At 53.8% G+C, this 18,642-nt stretch carries 15 protein-coding genes; 8 read left to right on the plus strand and 7 right to left on the minus strand.

Translation table 11 applies throughout. From position 1 onward, the window contains the following. Positions 1-98: 98 nt before the first annotated feature. Positions 99-1,205: a PIN/TRAM domain-containing protein gene (locus tag I2B62_RS05725; protein ID WP_195268035.1), complete on the plus strand. Its 1,107-nt coding sequence runs from the start codon at positions 99-101 to the stop codon at positions 1,203-1,205. 131 nt (positions 1,206-1,336) lie between these two features. Further along, on the plus strand, positions 1,337-2,725 hold the full coding sequence (locus tag I2B62_RS05730) for an RsmF rRNA methyltransferase first C-terminal domain-containing protein (protein WP_195268036.1): 1,389 nt from the start codon (positions 1,337-1,339) through the stop codon (positions 2,723-2,725). Between the two features lie 46 nt (positions 2,726-2,771). Here the strand turns inward: I2B62_RS05730 and I2B62_RS05735 are convergent, their stop codons facing one another. Beyond that, positions 2,772-4,016, minus strand: a complete 1,245-nt coding sequence (locus tag I2B62_RS05735) for an MFS transporter (RefSeq protein WP_195268037.1) — start codon at positions 4,014-4,016, stop codon at positions 2,772-2,774. Between the two features lie 176 nt (positions 4,017-4,192). Between I2B62_RS05735 and I2B62_RS05740 the strand changes: the two genes are divergently transcribed. After that, a complete protein-coding gene (locus I2B62_RS05740; protein ID WP_195268038.1) occupies positions 4,193-4,486 on the plus strand; it encodes a metalloregulator ArsR/SmtB family transcription factor in 294 nt (97 codons plus the stop codon). Then, on the plus strand, positions 4,483-6,972 hold the full coding sequence (locus I2B62_RS05745; protein WP_195268039.1) for an FAD-dependent oxidoreductase: 2,490 nt from the start codon (positions 4,483-4,485) through the stop codon (positions 6,970-6,972). The genes I2B62_RS05740 and I2B62_RS05745 overlap by 4 nt, the downstream gene beginning before the upstream one ends. 125 nt (positions 6,973-7,097) lie before the next feature. On the opposite strand, the gene I2B62_RS05750 is transcribed toward I2B62_RS05745, so the two are convergent. The 6 genes from I2B62_RS05750 to I2B62_RS05775 all read right to left on the minus strand — a co-directional run bounded on the left by I2B62_RS05750 (position 7,098) and on the right by I2B62_RS05775 (position 13,092). Next, complete coding sequence (locus I2B62_RS05750) at positions 7,098-7,526, minus strand: hypothetical protein (RefSeq protein WP_195268040.1); 429 nt, start codon at positions 7,524-7,526, stop codon at positions 7,098-7,100. Next, positions 7,516-8,187, minus strand: coding sequence for an ABC transporter ATP-binding protein (locus I2B62_RS05755; RefSeq protein WP_195268041.1), 672 nt, complete (start codon positions 8,185-8,187; stop codon positions 7,516-7,518). Before I2B62_RS05755 ends, I2B62_RS05750 begins: the two co-directional genes overlap by 11 nt. A 15-nt stretch (positions 8,188-8,202) precedes the next feature. Then, positions 8,203-9,699 (minus strand): ABC transporter permease, encoded by a 1,497-nt coding sequence (locus I2B62_RS05760; protein ID WP_195268042.1) that lies wholly within the window; start codon positions 9,697-9,699, stop codon positions 8,203-8,205. 127 nt (positions 9,700-9,826) lie between these two features. Next, positions 9,827-11,305 carry a HAMP domain-containing sensor histidine kinase gene (locus I2B62_RS05765; RefSeq protein ID WP_195268043.1) on the minus strand — a complete coding sequence of 493 codons (1,479 nt, stop codon included), beginning with the start codon at positions 11,303-11,305 and terminating at the stop codon, positions 9,827-9,829. Further along, entirely contained in the window at positions 11,302-11,961 is a 660-nt protein-coding gene (locus I2B62_RS05770) for a response regulator transcription factor (protein ID WP_195268044.1), read from the minus strand. Before I2B62_RS05770 ends, I2B62_RS05765 begins: the two co-directional genes overlap by 4 nt. Before the next feature lie 366 nt (positions 11,962-12,327). Beyond that, positions 12,328-13,092, minus strand: coding sequence for an exodeoxyribonuclease III (locus I2B62_RS05775; protein WP_195268045.1), 765 nt, complete (start codon positions 13,090-13,092; stop codon positions 12,328-12,330). Positions 13,093-13,197: 105 nt separating this feature from the next. On the opposite strand from I2B62_RS05775, the gene I2B62_RS05780 reads away from it, so the two are divergent. The 4 genes from I2B62_RS05780 (at position 13,198) to I2B62_RS05795 (ending at position 18,627) form a co-directional block, all read left to right on the plus strand. Continuing rightward, on the plus strand, positions 13,198-14,697 hold the full coding sequence (locus I2B62_RS05780) for an FGGY-family carbohydrate kinase (RefSeq protein ID WP_195268046.1): 1,500 nt from the start codon (positions 13,198-13,200) through the stop codon (positions 14,695-14,697). 290 nt (positions 14,698-14,987) lie between these two features. Further along, entirely contained in the window at positions 14,988-15,929 is a 942-nt protein-coding gene (locus I2B62_RS05785) for a sugar-binding transcriptional regulator (protein ID WP_195268047.1), read from the plus strand. Between the two features lie 108 nt (positions 15,930-16,037). Next, a complete protein-coding gene (locus tag I2B62_RS05790; protein WP_195268048.1) occupies positions 16,038-17,570 on the plus strand; it encodes an FGGY-family carbohydrate kinase in 1,533 nt (510 codons plus the stop codon). Between the two features lie 22 nt (positions 17,571-17,592). After that, complete coding sequence (locus I2B62_RS05795) at positions 17,593-18,627, plus strand: 2-hydroxyacid dehydrogenase (RefSeq protein WP_195268049.1); 1,035 nt, start codon at positions 17,593-17,595, stop codon at positions 18,625-18,627. Positions 18,628-18,642 lie beyond the last annotated feature (15 nt).

Here is an 18,642-nt window from a genome sequence, read left to right on the forward strand (position 1 = left end):
CAGCTCTTTCTTTGTATGATGCTTTTGCTTTAACAGATTTTTAAGGCTAAGCGTGCTATAATGAAACTACTATGGACTGAAAGGAGGTGAGAAATGAAATGCTGCAAAAAATTTTAAGAGTATGTTTTTCGATTTTAGGGGTATTGCTGGGCAGTGCCCTGGCGCAGATGGTAATCGTCAATGAGTGGCTTCAGGCGACCCTGCGGGTTCAATTTACGCCGGAAATCGAGCTGGGAACTTATATTGTTATTATGGTTTTGTGTGGACTTATCTTTTTTATTTTCTTTCCCCTGATACTCAAAGGAATCAAAAATCTTACCAAGATGGTGGAAGCCAGCATGGAGGATGTCCGCCTCGTCGACATTGCCCTGGGCGTCGGCGGCCTGGTGATCGGTCTGATCATCGCGATGCTTATCAGCTTCGCCTTTTATCAGATCCCGTTTCCGTGGGTCAGCAGTCTTTTGACCGCGGTGATTTATATTGTGCTGGGTTACCTGGGCTTTACGCTGCCAGTTAAGAAACGAGACGACATTGTAGCCGCCATTCAGGCGGGTAAAAAGGAACGCGACGGAACGACTTCCAGCCGGAAGATCTCAAAGAAAAAGAACAATGCTGCGGCCAAGGTGCTGGATACCAGCGTGGTGATTGATGGGCGGATCTACGATATCTGCAAGGTCGGGTTCATGGAAGGCCCGTTGATCGTCCCAGTCTTTGTTCTCAACGAGCTTCAGCTCATTGCGGATTCCTCGGACGACCTTAAGCGCAACCGCGGCCGCCGCGGTCTGGACATCATCAATAAAATGCAGAATGATCTGGACGTCCCGGTACAGATCTCCGAGGAGGACTATGACGACATCCAGGAGGTTGACGCCAAACTGGTGCGGATGGCCAAGGAGACCAAGTGCAAGATTTTAACTAACGACTATAATCTGAACAAGGTTGCTACCGTACAGGGCGCCGAGGTTTTAAACATCAACGAGCTGGCCAACGCCGTGAAGCCTGTGGTGCTGCCCGGTGAGGAGATGAAGGTGCTTCTGGTAAAGGCCGGCAAGGAATCCGGCCAGGCTGTTGCCTATTTGGACGACGGCACCATGATCGTCGTGGAAAACGGCAAAAAGTATATTGGCGATAATATTACTGTTATTGTTACCAGTATCCTGCAGACAGCCGCAGGGCGGATGATCTTTGCAAAGCCGAAAAAGTGAGAAGCGGTTCAGCGCGCCCGTGGATACCGGTATGCCGGTGTTCGCGGGTTTTGTCTGTATCCCTGACAGTTGACAGACAGGGTTATAAAGATTACAATTATTTTTTTAAGAAGCGTGAAAGGAGATGAAACATGCAGATACCAGAGGCCTTTAAAGAAAAAATGCGGCGCCTGCTGAGCAACGAGGACTACGAAAAGCTCATGGCCTCCTATGACGGGGTGGTGAACAAGGGCATTCGGACCAATACCCTGAAGTGCACATCGGAGGAGATGGGGCAGAAAACGCCCTTTGAGCTCACGCCTGTGGACTGGTGCCCGACCGGATACTACATTGACAGCAATGTGAGGCCTGGTAAAAATCCGGCTTATTACGCGGGACTGTACTACGTGCAGGAGCCTACAGCCATGACCTCGGCGGAGGCCCTCTCGCCCGAGCCGGGAGACTGGGTGCTGGACCTCTGCGCTGCACCGGGTGGAAAATCGACCCAGCTGGCCTGTAAGCTCAAGGGTGAGGGACTGCTGGTTGCCAACGAGCTGGTGAACAACCGGGCCGAGATCCTGGCTAGCAACGTGGAGCGCATGGGCGTGCCCAACGCGCTGCTGTTCAACGAGTTTCCGGAACGATTGGCAGCCCGGTTTTATGAGCGCTTTGACAAAATTCTGGTAGACGCCCCCTGCTCGGGCGAGGGCATGTTTAGAAAGGACAACGGCGCGGCGGAGGAGTGGAACCCGGAACGGGTGGCACACTGTGCAAAACGCCAGATGAAGATTCTGGAGAGCGTAGATAAAATGCTGAAGCCCGGCGGCGTCATGGTCTACTCGACCTGTACCTTTTCGCCGGAGGAAAACGAACAAGTGATTGAGGATTTCCTGGGAAATAACCGCTATGAGCTGATGGACATGAACCTTAAAGGGCTTAACGATCGGGGTCGGCCTGAGTGGTCGGAGCAGGGGACGCCGGCCCTCGCCAAAACCCTCCATGTTATGCCTTTCCACGTCCGGGGTGAGGGACATTTTATCGCAAAGCTGCGCAAGACAGCGGCCTGCCCGCCGGAGGATGAGCCCCTGAAGCTTAAGGGAAAATCCCGTTTAAAGCCCGCAGGACGCAGGGATCTGGATGATTACGAGGCCTTTGTGGCACAGTACATGAACCGGGCCTTTGACAACCTGCACCTTCAGGGCGATCAGGTTTACAGCCTGCCCGAAGGCATTACCGTCCGGGACATCGAGGGCCTGAAGGTACTGCGCCCGGGGATTCATCTGGGCACGCTCAAGAAGAACCGTTTTGAACCTTCGCACACCCTGGCCATGACGCTGGCGCCTGAGGACTTTAAAAACGTCTATACCGTAAAGGATGATGAAGAGGCCTATACCTACCTGAAGGGCGAACCCATCACCGGGGCAGATCTCAAAGGCTGGGTGCTGGTGTGCTGGAACAGATGGCCCCTGGGCTTTGGAAAAGCCAGCCAGGGCATGATTAAAAACCACTTTCCCAAAGGGCTGCGGATTCGGAAGAAATAAAAAAGAGGTAAGGTCTGAAACGGACCCTGCCTCTTTTTCGTTATTATCAGGCTTCTTTCGCGGCGTTGATCCTTCTCACGGCCAGTACAAACAGGACAAAGCCGATGACAAACAGGAGGGAAATGGAGATGATGCCATAGCGGGAATGCCCTGTGAGCTGGGTGACAACGCTGACGAGCAGGGTGCCGGTAAAGGCCGCCCCTTTGCCAAAGATGTCGTAAAAGCCAAAGTACTCGGCGGATTTTTCCTTGGGGATGATCTTGGCAAAATATGACCGTGACAGGGCCTGGATGCCGCCCTGGAAGATGGCAACGCAGACGGCCAGGAACCAGAATTCCCACGCCTGATCCAGCTGGATAGCAAACAGAGCGATAAAGAAATAGCCGATGATACCTGTGTAAATGAGCTTTTCAGTCTTTACCCTTTTGGACAGCCAGCCAAACAGGAGAGCGAAGGGGAAGGCCACAATCTGGGTGAGCAGCAGAGCCATCAACAGGTCGTTGTCACCCACGCCCACGTCCTTGCCATAGGAGGTCGCCATCTCGATGATGGTGTAGACGCCGTCGATATAGAAGAAAAAGGCCACCAGGAAAAGAACGATATTTTTATCCTGACGGATGTTTTTGATGGTGTGACCGAGGCGAACAAAGCCTTCCTTTACCGGATTGGACACATGCCCCACAGAAAATTTCTGATGGTAGCCCCGGAGCAGAGGTACGCTCATGAGCACCCACCACACCGCGGTGATGACAAAGGAGATGGAGGTTGCAAGCTGAGTGCTGATGCCAATGCTTCCGGCAAAAAGTACCAGGAGCATACAGGCCGCAAAGGGTATGCAGCTGCCAATGTAGCCAAAGGCGTAGCCCACGCTGGAGACCTCGTCCATACGCTCGTCGGTGGTCACGTCGGTGAGCATAGAGTCACAGAAGATAAGGCTGCCGTTATAGCCGATTTTGGCGACTACAAACATGACAAGAAAAAGCAGCCAGCCCATGGGAATCCCCAGGGCCACACAGCCTACGGCCCCCACGCCCAGCGACAGCAGAAACAAACGCTTCCGGTAGCCGCTGGTGTCCCCGATGGTTCCGAGAATGGGGCCCAGGATGGCCACGATCAGGGTGGAGATAGAGGTGGCGTACCCAAAGTAGGCGGTGGAATCAGCCATGGACACCCCGGCAGAGGAGGCGATATTTTTAAAATAAATCGGAATGATGGTTGAAACCAGCATGATAAAGGCTGAATTCCCCACGTCGTACAGAATCCAGGACTTTTCGATTTTAGATAATTTCATAAGAATCCCCTTTTTTTGTTCTTGGTTTTATTATAAAGAATAATACGGAAAAAAGCTATCTTTTTAAGTTAAAAGTATGTTAGAGGAAAAAAGAAAAAATTTTTATTGACTATATTAGAAAAATATAATATAATAATATTATAAAATTAGAATAAACGAATAAAGGGAGTCGGTCAATGGATATAAAAAGGCAGCAGGAAAACGAGCAGGCCGCCGGGATTTTAAAGGCGCTGGCCCACCCGGTGCGGCTGTGTATGGTAAGGGGGCTCATCGAAAGGGGACGAAACAACGTCTCTTATATGGAGTCCTGTCTGGAGGTGTCCCAGTCGGGGATTTCCCAGCATTTATCCAAGCTCAAGGCAGCTGGAATTGTGCGGGGAACCCGGGAGGGCAATGAAGTTTACTATGAGCTCTGTAATGAACAGGTTAAAGAAATTGTAGAAGTTCTATTCAAGGAGGAACAACAATGAAAAAAATTCTGATTGTCGGTGGTGTAGCCGGCGGCGCAACCGCTGCGGCACGTTTGAGACGTTTGAGCGAAGAGGACGAAATCATCCTCTTTGAGCGCGATGAGTATATTTCCTTTGCCAACTGCGGACTGCCCTACTATATCGGCGATGTGATCAAGGACCGCAGCAAGCTGCTGGTACAGACCGTGGCCGGAATGTCCAAGCGTTTTAACCTGGATATCCGCAATTTCAACGAGGTGACAGCCGTGGACCGTGAAAACGGCCGTGTCACGGTAAAGAATACCAAAACCGGCGAGACCTATACCGAGACCTTTGACCACCTGATTCTGTCACCGGGCGCGAAGCCCATTGCTCCGCCGATTCCGGGTCTGGCCGGGTCGGACAGCATTTTCACCCTGCGCAACGTGGCGGATACCGACAGGATCAAGGCTGAGGTGACAGACCGCAGCCCTAAACGTGCTGTGGTAGTCGGCGGCGGCTTTATCGGCATTGAAATGGTGGAAAACCTGAGGGATCTGGGCATTAATGTGACCCTGGTCGAAAAGCTGAACCAGGTGCTCAAGCCCTTGGATTTTGAGATGGCGCAGATCATCCATCAGGAACTGAACGCCCACGGTGTCAATGTGATTCTGGGCGACGGTGTTGATCATTTCGAGGACGCAGGCAAAAAGGTGGTCTTGGAAAGCGGTATGGCGCTTGACGCAGACATGGTTATCCTGGCCATCGGCGTCGCTCCGGAAAACAAGCTGGCTAAGGATGCGGGCTTAAAGCTGGGGCCAAGGGGCCACATAGTCACAACGGAAAGCTATGAGGTAATAGACGGCGAAAACGGCGAGGCAGTCAAGAACATTTACGCCATCGGGGACGCCATTGAGGTCCGTGATTTTGTGGATGGCTCCCAGACGGCTGTGCCTCTTGCGTGGCCAGCTAACCGCCAGGGCCGCACCGTGGCGGACCATATCAATGGCATTCCCTTTAAAAACCACGGTATCCAGGGAACCTCTGTGGCCAAGGTTTTTAACAAGGTATTTGCCACCACGGGCAACAACGTGGGCCAGCTGAAGGCCAAGGGTCTGCCTTTCCAGCAGATACACGCTCACCGCGGCAACCATGCGGGCTACTATCCGGAGTCCAGCAATATTGCCTTAAAGCTGATCTATGATCCCAAGACCTTAAAGCTTCTGGGTGCTCAGGCGGTAGGCCAGGACGGCACCGAAAAGCGGATTGACGTCATTGCCTCTGTCATGAAGATGGGCGGCACCATCTATGATTTACAGGATATGGAGCTGTCCTACGCGCCGCCATTTTCCGCGGCGAAGGACCCGGTCAACATCTTAGGCTACATTGCCCAGAACATTGACGAAGGCGTTTATAAAACCGTGGAATGGGACGAAATTGACGATATTATCGCAAAGGGCGGCTATCTGTTGGATGTCCGCACGCCGGTGGAATTTGGCGCGGGCCATGTGGAAGGCTCCCACAATCTGGAGCTGGATACCCTGCGCGACCATATCGGTGAGATCCCGGTGGGCAAGGACGAGCCTTTGTATATCACCTGTCAGGTAGGGTTGAGGGGCTATCTGGCCATCCGTATTCTGGAAGACCATGGATTCACCAACCTTTACAACCTGGCCGGCGGCTACAATACCTATAAAACCAGCCATTACAAGCTGGCAGAACCGAGCTTTGACGTGGAAGGCGGTACGCCGGGGGAGCCTGAAGCCCCCAAGGGGGCAAAGACAGATGTAAGCCCTGTTAAAACAGTGGATGTGACCGGCCTCCAGTGCCCGGGCCCGCTGATGGCGACCTATAAGGCGGTGAGCGAGGTGGCGGACGGCGAGCTGGTACAGACCATTGCCACCGACTTCGGCTTTGTGCAGGATGTGGAGTGCTGGTGTAAAACCAACGGACACACTCTTATCTCGCAGGAGACCAGGGGGAACAAGTACATTGCCACCATCCGAAAGGGTAGCGGCAGCTCTAAATGCAGCCTGGCGGCTGCGGTGCCGGCTTCCCAGAAAAACGCGACCATGGTGGTGTTTGACGGTGAGCTGGACAAGGCCATTGCGGCCATGATCATTGCTCAGGGCGCGGCGGCTCAGGGCAAGGACGTCACCCTGTTCTTTACTTTCTGGGGCCTGAATGTGCTGCGCAGGCCAAAGGCGAAGCGGGTGAAAAAGAATTTTGTTGAAAGGATGTTTGGTATCATGATGCCAAAAGGCGCCAGAAGCCTGCCACTGTCCAAAATGAACATGCTTGGCATGGGGCCTGCCATGATCAAGAGCATTATGAAAAAGAAAAACGTGGATGACATTGAGACCATGATCCACAAGGCTCAGGAGGCCGGTGTGCGCTTTATTGCCTGCACCATGAGCATGGAACTGATGGGCATTAAAAAGGAAGAGCTGATTGACGGCATCGAGTACGCCGGTGTCGGCACCTATATCGCCAGCAACGAAAATGTCGGAACCACCCTGTTTATTTAACGAAAAACGTGAAAAAGCCGCTGCCTTTATTGGCAGTGGCTTTTTCACGTTAAGGGAGCGGTGTGTACGCAGGTCGTATTTTCTCTGGCAAAAGGCTTCCTTTCTCGGGCTTATTGGCTGTGTGTTTATTCTTCTTCCTCAAAGCCTTCTAACGTATCGTCATAGGGTTCGGGCGCTGAGGCTGGAGCGTCTGCTTGGGTGGGGCGGGGTTCAGGATTCCCGGACAGGTTCGGGAATGACGCGGGTTCGGCGGGGCCGGGAAGAATCTCGACGCGGTTGGGGCGTTTGGTAAACAGCTCTTTCAGGAACCCGGGGTCCAGCAGGATGGCGATGCCGGCAAAGATGGCGGCATAAATGAGATACTGGACGGCGTTGGTCATGTAGTAGTTAAAGATATTATAGGCGTTTCCTCTGGGCAGCAGCTGTCCGGTGGACAGCAGAGTGAGGATGTACTGATGGGTGTGGACGAGGGAAACGAGGGTGTAAATGACCAGGAGCAGGGACAGGATATAAAATGCCAGAGCGGTGGCCGAGGGTTTGGTTTTAAAGCGCATGTTGAACCTCCTTTGGGATGTTTGGGCGGCGTTTCAGGGTGACCGCGGTTTTATTTTTAATTTTAAAGACGATATCGGCTTCTTTTGCCACGGCGTTGGAATGGGTGACGATGATCACGCATTTGCCGGATTCGTGGGCGCTGCGTTTCAGGATGGCGGTAATATCCCGGGCGGTTTCACGGTCCAGGTTGCCGGTGGGCTCATCGGCCAGGATAATGGGGGCCGGGGAGGCCAGCGCCCTGGCGATGGCGACACGCTGCTGCTGGCCACCGGAGAGCTTGAGAACATTACGCTTGACCTCCTCATCGGTAAGTCCCAGGCTTGTGAGTAACCCGGCGGGGCTGCCTTTGGCGGAGAGCCGGACATTTTCGGCGGCGTTCATGTAGTCGATAAGGTTGTAGTTTTGAAAGATCAGGGAAATGTTCCGCTTCCGGTGCTTTTCGAGTCCGAATTTTTCCACGGGTTTTCCGTTAAAAAGGATACGGCCCTCTGTCGGGGAATCCAGGCCGCCTGCCAGAGACAGAAGCGTGGTTTTCCCGGAGCCGGAGGGCCCCAGGATCGCGTACATTTTTCCGGTCTCCATGGCGAGGCTGACGTCTGCCAGAACAGGGTCCTGGCGGTTATAGGCGTAGGTAATGTGCTGCATTTCTAATATTTTCATCATAACTCCTTTCGGTTAACTCATTTTCGAGAGAATTTCCTTTGGCTTCAGCCGCAGGATGGAGATGGAGGCAAAGCCGACGGACAGGACCACAATGGCCGCACCCGCCGCGTAGACCTGAAGCAGCAGCGGGGCGTTGAGGGATACGTCAATCTTGTCGATGGGCGGCGCGTCCGGGGTGGACAGATCGCTGGGGGTCGCTGCGCTGATAAGGGTGGAGTCTGAGCTGCCCGCGGCCTGTGTGCCGGCGGCAGACTCCCGGGCGATGAGGTAATCGGCGGTGGCCTGTGACAGCACCGGCCCCACGGCGGTGGCCAGCATGAAGGCGATGACCGTCAGGCTCAGGGCCTCGGCCACATACTGCCCGATGATATTTACTTTGCTTTTGCCCAGGGACAGGAGAATGCCGGATTCGTGGGTCCGTGTCCGGGTCCAGAGGGTCAGGATCAGAGAAAGGATCACCAGGCTGACGGCGGCGACAATGATCAGGACCAGGGTGACCAATTTGCTGATGTTTTCCAAAGAGCCGGCCATTTTCTGGTACAAGGCGTCGTCGGCTGAGAGCATGAGGTTGTCGTCTTCCAGATTTGGCAGGTCGGTCCGGGCCTTTTCGATGAGGCTTCCGATATTTTTAGGGTCGGCGGCGTAGAAATCCGCCTTGGTGTAGACCGGCGTTTTGCCGGCGGCCAGCCCGATGCCGGCGGCCAGGCGGGCGCTGCCGAAGAAGGTGTTTTCCTGAAGGGACATGGACAGCGGAAGCATTTCCTTCGCAGAAGCCTTGGCCTCGGTGTAAAGGCCGACGATCTCCGCCTCAAAGGTTTGATCTGGGTCGAGGCCGGAATCCTTGCGCAGGACAGCGTCGACGGATTTCAACCGGATTTTGTCCCCGACCTTCAGGTTGTTTTTCTGGGCTAAAGCCTGGTGCAGGATCACGGCGTTTTCATCCTGACGGCTGACGTGACGGCCCTCCGTCAGCTTCAGGACACCGGTGCTAAAGGATGGGTTCTTTTCGCTACTGGTATCGCCCTGAAAGGTGAGCATGTTGTTAAAGGTCTCGTTCATTGAGCGTGTGTCGACAGGGTTGCCGTTCTCGTCTGTGACTGTGTCGCTGGTGTTGGGGGCTGCCGCTTCCTTTTCGGGCTTGAGGTTTTCAAAGCCGTCGGGCAGGACGTAGCGGTTGGCGGTGAGATTATAGTCCCTGACGCCGTCGTTGGCGGCGATTTTTTCAGCGGCCTCCTCGGTGACAAGGTCGCCTTCAAAGGACGCGCTGCGGCTGCTTTCCTCAACGGATGCGTTGCGGTTGTTTTCCTCAATGAGCTTTTCGATGTCCGCCTCCAGGGTAAACTTGCCGCCTAACCTTTCGCGGGCCGCGTCCTCGGCCTGGAAGGCGGCGCTGCGGACTGCGAAGCCGGCCAGCACAAGGTTGGCCATAATAAACAGAATAAGCAGGAGCAGGATGCTTCTGCCCCGTTTACGTGTGATAAATAAAAAAGCACGTTTAAACAGGTTCATGGGGTTCCTCCTCTTTTCTTGATTGCTTTCAGTATAGCAGCCCATTGTGTGGCGAAAATAGAAGTTTTGTGGTGTTTGTGTGAAGCGGCAAAAAATAAAAAAGCCCCGGCGGGCGGCCGGGGGAGCATTATGGAAAATGGATGGTAAACCGCATGCCCTCGGGGTTTTTCATGGGCTCAAAGGTGTAGGGCAGGCCGCAGCCGGACAGGATACGGTCGGTGAGGTACAGGCCCAGGCCGTTGCCGCCGTTGTCGTGGCTGTGTGAAAACTCGGGACGGTAAAAGGCCTCCTTGAGATGGGGCAGGTGCTCTCTGCTAACGGGCGGGCATTCGTTCTCGATCACCAGGCTTCGTCTTTCAAAACGGAGACGGGCATTTTGGCCGGCAGGGGTATAACGGACAGCGTTGGACAGCACGTTGGACAGGGCCTTTTCGAGAAGGGGCGCGGGCACCCGGGCGGTAAAGCTGCCGGTTGTGTCAAGGGTGAGGCGCACGCCGCTGGCCCGGGCGATGAGCTGGTAGGGTGCTGCCACACGGTCGACCAGGGCGGCAAGATCGGTCTCTGCCGGCGTTTGGTTTTCCACCAACAAATCAAGGCGGGTAGCGTCTAGGATCTCACGGATGAGCACGGACAGCTCGTCGATCTGCTCCCGGCAGACCTGGAGGTAGGTATCCCGGTCCCGGTAACGGCCCACGCCGCAGATCATCCCCTCCAGCATGCCGCTCACAGCGGTGACCGGTGTCTTGAGCTCATGGGAGGCGGTCCGCATAAAATCGACCTTGGACTGTTCCGCGGCGCTGACCTTGGCGATTTCGTTTTCCAGCTCATGGATGCTGCTGAGCAGAGAGGCGTAGAGGCTGTTGAGATTTTGGGACAAAGCGCCAATTTCGTCGCCGGAGGTGACTGCGCAGCGGGCGTCCGGGTCCAGGGTCTGCATACGGGCAGTCACCGCTGAGATCTCCTTGATGGGGCGGGTGAGGGCCCGAGAGTAGAACAGGGCAAAGACCGCAGCGATGGCCAGACAGATGAGCAGCGCCACGGGCAGGAGCATGAGGATAATGCTTGAGGCCTCGCCGACCGGCTGCAGGGTGGCGGTGATGCTGAGCTGGTAGAGGCTGCCGTCGGCGGCCTGGATGTCCCGCTGGGTGGAAATACCCTCAGAGACCAGAGCGCCGTCCTGCAGCATGGGCACAAGGACACTCAGGTCGGGGATGATCAGGGCGTCGGCGGCCGGGGAGACCGCGTACTGCCCTGTGCTGCCCTGGGTATCGGCTTCGACCCCCGGTGCGCTCTGGGATACGGTATCCTCATCGGTGAGGGTGGAGTAAGTGATGCCGTTGGAGTAGACTACGCCGTTGCCGGCCAGGGTGACAGTGGCGTTGTTTTTGCTGATAAAATCGCTGATCAGGGCGTTATAATTGTCTGGGGAGGCCTTTTCCAGTGCTGTTGCCAGGGCGTCGGTGGCGCGGTGCAGGTTTTGCTCCTTGACCCGGGTGTAGACCCCGGGCAGCAGAAAATACAGCAGGGCGTAGGCCACCAGGGTGATGACAAGCATCAGGCTCAGGGTGAAGAGAAAAGTCTTGGGGAACAGCTTGAGCTTTTTCATTCGGGTGCCTCAAATTTATAGCCCAGTCCGCGGACTGTGACAATGCAGTCGATGCCCAGCTTTTTGCGGATATTTTTAATGTGGGTGTCGATCTTCCGGTCGGAGGAAATATAATCGATGCCCCAGACGCCGTCCAGAATCTGCTCACGGGACAGGGCGCGGCCCCGGTGGTCGATTAGAAACTTCAGCAGCTCCAACTCCTTGATGGACAAGTCGATGGGACCGTCGGCGTTACGGGCGCTGTAGCCCTCAAAATCGAGGGTGACGCTGCCGAGAGTCATCGTGTCTGCGGCCGCGCCGGCGCGGCGCAGCAGCGCTTTTACACGCTTTACCAACAGGATGGGGGAAAAGGGCTTGGTCATGTAGTCATCGGCCAGGCGGTCAAAGCTCATGACCTGGGTGTGTTCATCATCGACGGCGGTGAGCATGAGCACAGGGACGTCGCTGGTCCGGCGGATGGTTTTGAGCAGGGTGAGGCCGTCCATTCCCGGCAGCATGATGTCCAGCAGCACCAGGTCAAAGGCCTGGGACTCAAAGGCCGCCAGGGCCTTTTGGCCGTCGAAGGCTGCCCGGATCTGGTAGCCCGCGTCCTCCAGGAAATCAGTGATCACCTCGCTGGTGTTTTTATCGTCTTCTACAACAAGTATTTTAGGCATAAGGGACTCCATTTGAAATTTGATGCTTTATTATAACACAGAAAAATTAAAGACAAAATAAAAACACCTGCGGCTTACGAGAGAAGTGAAGGTGTTTTTATTCACGATAAAAGAAGAAAATGTTTTGCGGCCAAACGACGAGCCAGCCGCGCTGTCTAGAAGGTTCACATGCTGAAAAGAGGAAAGGAGTTCCTGTAAAGGGCATGTGACAGCGGATGGTGGTCGATCACGATCCGTCTGTAAGACCATTATAGCACAAAATAAAATAAATGTCTATATAAAAATAAACTATTATTATCATAAAAACGGATTGTTTAGAAAAATATATTAAAAAGCCCGGCGTTTTATGTGTGCGCCGGGCTTTTTTTAAACCGTGATCTCGATGGAAACCGGGCAGTGGTCGGAACCAGTGACCTCGGTGTGGATGGCGGCGTTTTTAACCATGCCGATGGCATTCTCCGAGACAAAGAAGTAGTCGATACGCCATCCGGCGTTGTTAGCCCGGGCATTAAAACGATAGGACCACCAGGAGTACTCGACCGTGTCCGGGTGCAGGTGGCGGTAGGTGTCGACATAGCCATTTTCAAAGAAATGATCCAGCCATGCGCGCTCCATGGGCAGGAAGCCTGAGCGTTTGGCGTTGGATTTGGGGTTCTTTAAGTCCATCTCGGTGTGGGCTGTGTTGACGTCACCGCAGATAATGACCTTTTTGCCCTGAGCCACCAGCGCGTTGACATCCTTCAGGAAACAGTCGTAAAAGTCCATTTTGAACTGAAGGCGCTCGTCATCTTTCTGGCCGTTGGGGAAGTAAATATTAAACAGAGTAAACGCCGGGTATTCCATGATGATGGTGCGGCCCTCATGATTGAAGCGGTCATCGGACAAACCGGTGGTGATGCTGAGAGGCTCCTCTTTATAATAAACGGCGGTGCCACTGTAGCCCTTGCGCTCAGCACTGTGGAAAAAGGTGCGGTATCCGGGGATGCCCTTAATGTCTTCGCCGATCTGGTCCTCGGTGGCTTTGACCTCCTGAAGGCACAGGATATCGGGCTGGGCGGTTTCGACCCATTCGCTAAAGCCCTTTTGTGCCACCGCGCGGATGCCGTTGACGTTCCAGGAATATAATTTCATCTCAATGCTCCTTTGTCGATTTTTTATGTTTTTTTTGGTATAATGTAATTTATTATAACATAGAATGGCGAGCAGCGAGCCAGGAAATGTACGGGAGAGAAAAAAATGAACTATATCATCGGGATTGACGGCGGCACGACCAAAATAAAGGCGGTTCTTTTCGACACCACAGGCCACGAGATCGAGACCGTGGCGGCCCCCAGCGATCTTTTAGAGGACGGCGTGAGAAAGGAGCTGGACATGGCCTTTTTCTGGGAAAAGACAGCAGCCTGCGTGCGCCTGCTGATGGAGAAGGGGCCCGCGGAACCAGGGGACATCCTGGCTATCGGGGTGACCGGGCAGGGCGAAGGCCTGTGGGCCCTGGATAAAAACAATCGGCCAGTGGGCAACGCGATCCTGTGGAACGACGGGCGCGCCCACGAGGAGGATTGGGCTGTCAATGAGAAAACACCGGGTATCGGCAAGCTGGTGCACCGGAATCTGGGGACGCCGGTAGGGGCCGGGAGCGCGCTCCTGCTGCTGAAATGGGTCAAGGCCAACCAGCCGGACCGCTACCAGCGCATACAAACGGTGTTCTTTGCAAAGGATTGGCTGCGGTACTGTATGACGGATCGTATCGCCACAGACCGGACCGACGGCGGCGCCGCCTATTTGAGGCTGATCGACGGCGCACCTGCCAAGCAGGCGCTGACCGTGCTTAGTCTGCCGGAGGTGGAAAACGGGATCCCGGAGATTTTACCGTCGGACTTAGTTGCCGGGGCGCTGGCACCTGCGGCCGCGGAAAAAATGGGCCTGCAGCCAGGGATTCCGGTGGCTACCGGCGTGATGGACGTGGTGGCCTCAGCGGTGGGTACCGGCGCGGTGGGCAGCGGAGACGCCGCGGTGGTTCTGGGCACCACCTGCGCTGTGGAACGGGTGCTGCGGCTCCGCGACTGCGATGTGACCCGTTGCCGCAGACATTACCTGCACCACGTGCGTCAAGATCTGGCCATTGACCTGTCCTCCACCATCAACGGCATGGAAAACGTGGAGTGGATGATGCGTGAGATCGCCAGGAGCGCCAATTACCGAGTGGTTGAGGGTCTGATTGAGGATACCCGGCCCGGCAGCGGCGGGGTGGTTTACCATCCCTACCTGTCCGCTGCCGGAGAGCGGGCGCCGTTTCAGCACCGGGACGCCAGCGCCAGCTTTTTTGGAGTGAACGCCCGAACCACCAAGGGCGACCTCATGCGCGCGGTGTATGAGGGCCTGGCCTTTTCGGTCCGGGACTGCCTGGAGGGCGGCGATTACAGGGGCCGCCTGCTGCTGTCCGGCGGCGGCGCGGCAAGCGCAACCCTGTCTCAGATGATCGCCGACGTGACCGGTCAGTCTGTGGTAGTGACCAAGGGCTCAGAATTCGGCGCTCTGGGGGCCGCCATGACCGCAGGCACCGCCATCGGCCTCTTTGAAAATGTGGAGGACGCCGCGGCCAGATGCTGTCGGCTTAAAAAGATCTATAAGCCCCGAAAAAATGAGATGTATGAAAAGTGCTATACCTTCTACCGTGAGCTCAGGACAGCTTTTGGACCACTGTGGGAACGGCGGGCAGAAATTTTTGGGCGGTAGGGTCGAATAAAATAAAGAATCGTGATTTTTATGAATAAAAAAGTCTGATGTGCGTTTTTGTGCATTGGGCTTTTTATTTTGCACCTTTTAGGATTTAAAAGATAAAATTAGAACTATTATCTTAAAAAAACAATGAGAAAATGTAATATTACTTGACAAATGTAATAAAACGGTGTAAATTATAGTCGTGAAATACATTTGTAAAATAAAAATACAAATGTAACGCAATTGAAAAATAGGTGGACATATGTAATAATGAAAAAAATATGGACACTTATTTGGAGGTTGCCATGGAAGATAAAAATCTGTATATCAAGATCGCGCACTGGTACTACACCCTGGGCATGACGCAGGATGAGATTGCGAAACGGCTCTCTTTCACAAGACAGCGTGTGAACCGGATCATCAGCTCCCTGAGGGATATGGGCATTGTCACCATAAAGGTCAATGGTTACGCTCAGGGAAATGTGGCGTATGAAGGGGCGATCGAGGAGCATTTTGGTTTAAAAAGAGTAATCATTGCGGAATCGTATGATGGTGAGAGCAACTACCTGCCGTCGCTTGCCAACACGGCCTCCCAGTATCTGGAGGATTACCTCCAGCCAGGTATGATTATTGGGGTATCCTGGGGGGAAACGCTGGCGGCGACCATCTCAAATCTTTCCTTTAAGCGGAGGAGCGAGTGCACGGTGGTGCAGATGGTCGGGGCTCAGAACATTGACATGGATATGTTAAAGTCGGATGAAATCGCCCGGTCGCTGGCGGATAAGCTGGATAGCGTGTGTTACATACTCTACGCGCCTGTTATTGTGGACCATGCGGAGACCAAGAAAATGCTGATGGAGGAGCGGACCATTCAAAAGTCCTATGAGCTCATGCGGCGCTGTGATGTGGCGCTCTTTGGGATTGGGCAGGTGAGCCGTGAATCCACCATGTGCAAGCGTGGTCTGCTGAAAGTTGAGGATATCGACCGCCTGAGGCAGGACGGCTTTATTGGGGATGTGTGTGTGAACCCGGTAACTCTTAAAGGCTGCTGGCAGGATTGTTTTATTCGTGACCGCGTTATCAGTGCGAATATGGACATTCTGAAAAATATTCCGAATGTGGTGGCCATCGCCGGAGGAGAGGATAAGACGGAAGCTATTATCGGCTGTCTGGCCTCCGGGGTCATCGACACGCTCATCATCGACGATATGACAGCAGAACGCATTGTGAAAACTCTTGGTTTATAGGACTGGTTTGAACCACCTGGTGGTTTAAATAGATAAGGGCAGCGGCTGTATTGTGACAGCAAGGGGGATGCCGCTGTCTGAAAAAACTATGATTCTCGGAGGGAAAACATGAAGTATATTATCGGCATTGATGCGGGGACATCCAATGTAAAGGCAGTTTTGTTTGATGTGGATGGCAATGAAATTTTAGTCGAAGCTTTGGAAAATGAGCCCATTTATATCGGCGATACGGACGTGGAGCAGAACATGAACATTTTGTGGGAAAAGGTTGCCCTTTGCATCAAAATGCTCATGGAAAACGGACCGGCAAAGGCGGACGATATTCTGGGCATCGGCGTTACCGGTCAGGGCGAGGGTATCTGGCTCATGGACGAAAACGGCGAGCCTGTACAGGATGCAATCCTGTGGTGTGACGGCCGCGCTGCCGATGAAGTCGCTAAGGTGACGGAGGATGATCCAAAGGTCGGCGAAATGATTTTCAAAACAACAGGGACACCGCCGTTGACAGGAACACAGCTGATGCTGCTGAAATGGATGAAAAATAACCGCAAGGACGTACTGGACAGGGCAAAAACCATGTTCTTCTGCAAGGACTGGGTGCGCTATAAGCTGACCGGCGCTATCAATGGCGATATGAGCGACACGGGAACCTCCTTAATGGACGCGGAAAAAGGCGAGGTGGCAGTGGAGATGTTAAAGGCACTGGATCTGGGCGAATACGTGGATCTGATTGCCCCGGTGGTCATCTCCAATAAAATTGTCGGAAATGTACTTGACGGCACAGCAAAGGATCTTGGCCTTAACCCGGGGACACCGGTGGTAGCGGGTGCTATTGACGTTGTGGCTGCCGCAGTGGGCATAGGGGCTGTGGAGGACAAAGATATCTGCGTTATTCTGGGCACCACCTGCGCTAATGAAATCTTCATGAAAAAGGATGATTGCGAATTTGGCAGGGAAGGAACCCGTCTCGAAAAACATGCGGTGGGCGATTTGTTTGTCAACCTGATGCCAACCATGAATGGAACGCCGAACATCGACTGGGTACTTAACGAAATTGCCCTGACCAAGGATTTTTCCAAGGTTGATATTATGATTAAGGACGTTCCGGCTGGCAGCGGCGGCGTGATCTATCACCCCTACATCAGTGCAGCGGGTGAACGTGCGCCATTTTATCATCCGCATGCCAAGGCCAACTTCTTCGGTATCAGCGCGAATACCAAGCGCGCAGACCTGGTGCACGCGGTTTACGAAGGGATCACCCTTTCCATTAAAGACTGCCTGCAGGGAGCGGACAGAAACAGTAAAATCTTCATTGCCGGCGGCGGCGCCAAGAGCTCCATCTGGGCGCAGATGATTTCAGATGTCACCGGTATGGAGGTAGTAGTTTCAGCCGGAAATGAGTTCGGCGCTAAGGGAGTCGCCATGATGGCAGGCCTCGCGGTGGGCGAATATGAAAGCTATACCGACGCAGCCCGCAGAACCTGTAAATCTGAACGCGTTTACCGTCCGAGGCCAGACCAGAACGCAATTTACGAAGACATCTACACACTGTACAAAGGCATCCGTATTGCCTGCGAGAGCCTGTGGACAGCCCGTGCCGATGTGATGAAAACCATCAATAAACGTACCCGCGAAAACTAGAGACAGAAAGAAGGATAACACAATGAAAATTTTTTTTACTGCAGAATACGATGAAGAACAGTTAAAGCCATTATACGAAATGGGTGAAGTGGTAAAGGACGGCTGGGCCATTGGGCTGCCAAAAATGCAGGAGGAGGAGCTGATGGAAAAGTCTGCCGACGCGGATATCATTATCACAAGCTACGACGACATTACACGGCCTGTCATTGAAAACGCCCCGAACCTCAAGCTTATCGCCTGTACCCGCGCCACCCCGGTCAACGTTGATATGGATGCAGCAAAAGAACATGGTATCCCCGTTATCTATACACCGGGACGTAATTCCGACACCACCGCAGAGATGACCATAGGCCTCATGCTTGCCGTTGCCAGAAAAATTCCGATGGCCTACAAAGCCTTAAAGGAAGGCAGATTTACCGCGGACCCCAATACCCAGAAGGTGACCAAAGAAGGCCTGAAGGTCGATATGGTCTGGGATATGGAACCCGGTTCACCTTATATGGTCTTTAAGGGGACCCAACTTCACGGCAAGACCCTGGGGATCGTTGGTTATGGCAGTATTGGCCGCCGTGTGGGCAAAATCGCCCGGGCCTTTGGCATGGAGCTGCTGATTTATGACCCGTTTCTCTGTCCTATCGATCTGGAGGAGGTCGGCGTTAAAAAAGCAGAAAAACTGGAAGACTTGATGAAAAACGCGGACTTTATCACCTGCCACATGAAGATCACTCCGGAGACCACAGGCATTATCAGCCGTGAAATGATTGCCCTGATGAAACCAACTGCTTACTTTATCAACAGCTCCAGAGGTGCGATCCTTGATGAGGAAGCCCTGATCGACGCACTCCGCGAAAAACGGATTGCCGGAGCGGCCTTCGACGTTTACGAAAAGGAGCCCATTGCCAGCAACCATCCATATATCACCGAGCTCGACAATGTGGTTATCACACCGCATATTGCCGGCGCCACCGGCGACGTTCTCGTGAACCATACCAAACAGATCGTCGCCGATGTACAGCGCTTTTCAGAAGGCCGCCGAATGCTGTACGAATACCGTTAAAGCCAGACAGACATA

Origin of the sequence: Eubacterium sp. 1001713B170207_170306_E7, from assembly GCF_015547515.1 — a bacterium.
In the GTDB taxonomy this organism is placed as follows: domain Bacteria; phylum Bacillota; class Clostridia; order Eubacteriales; family Eubacteriaceae; genus Eubacterium.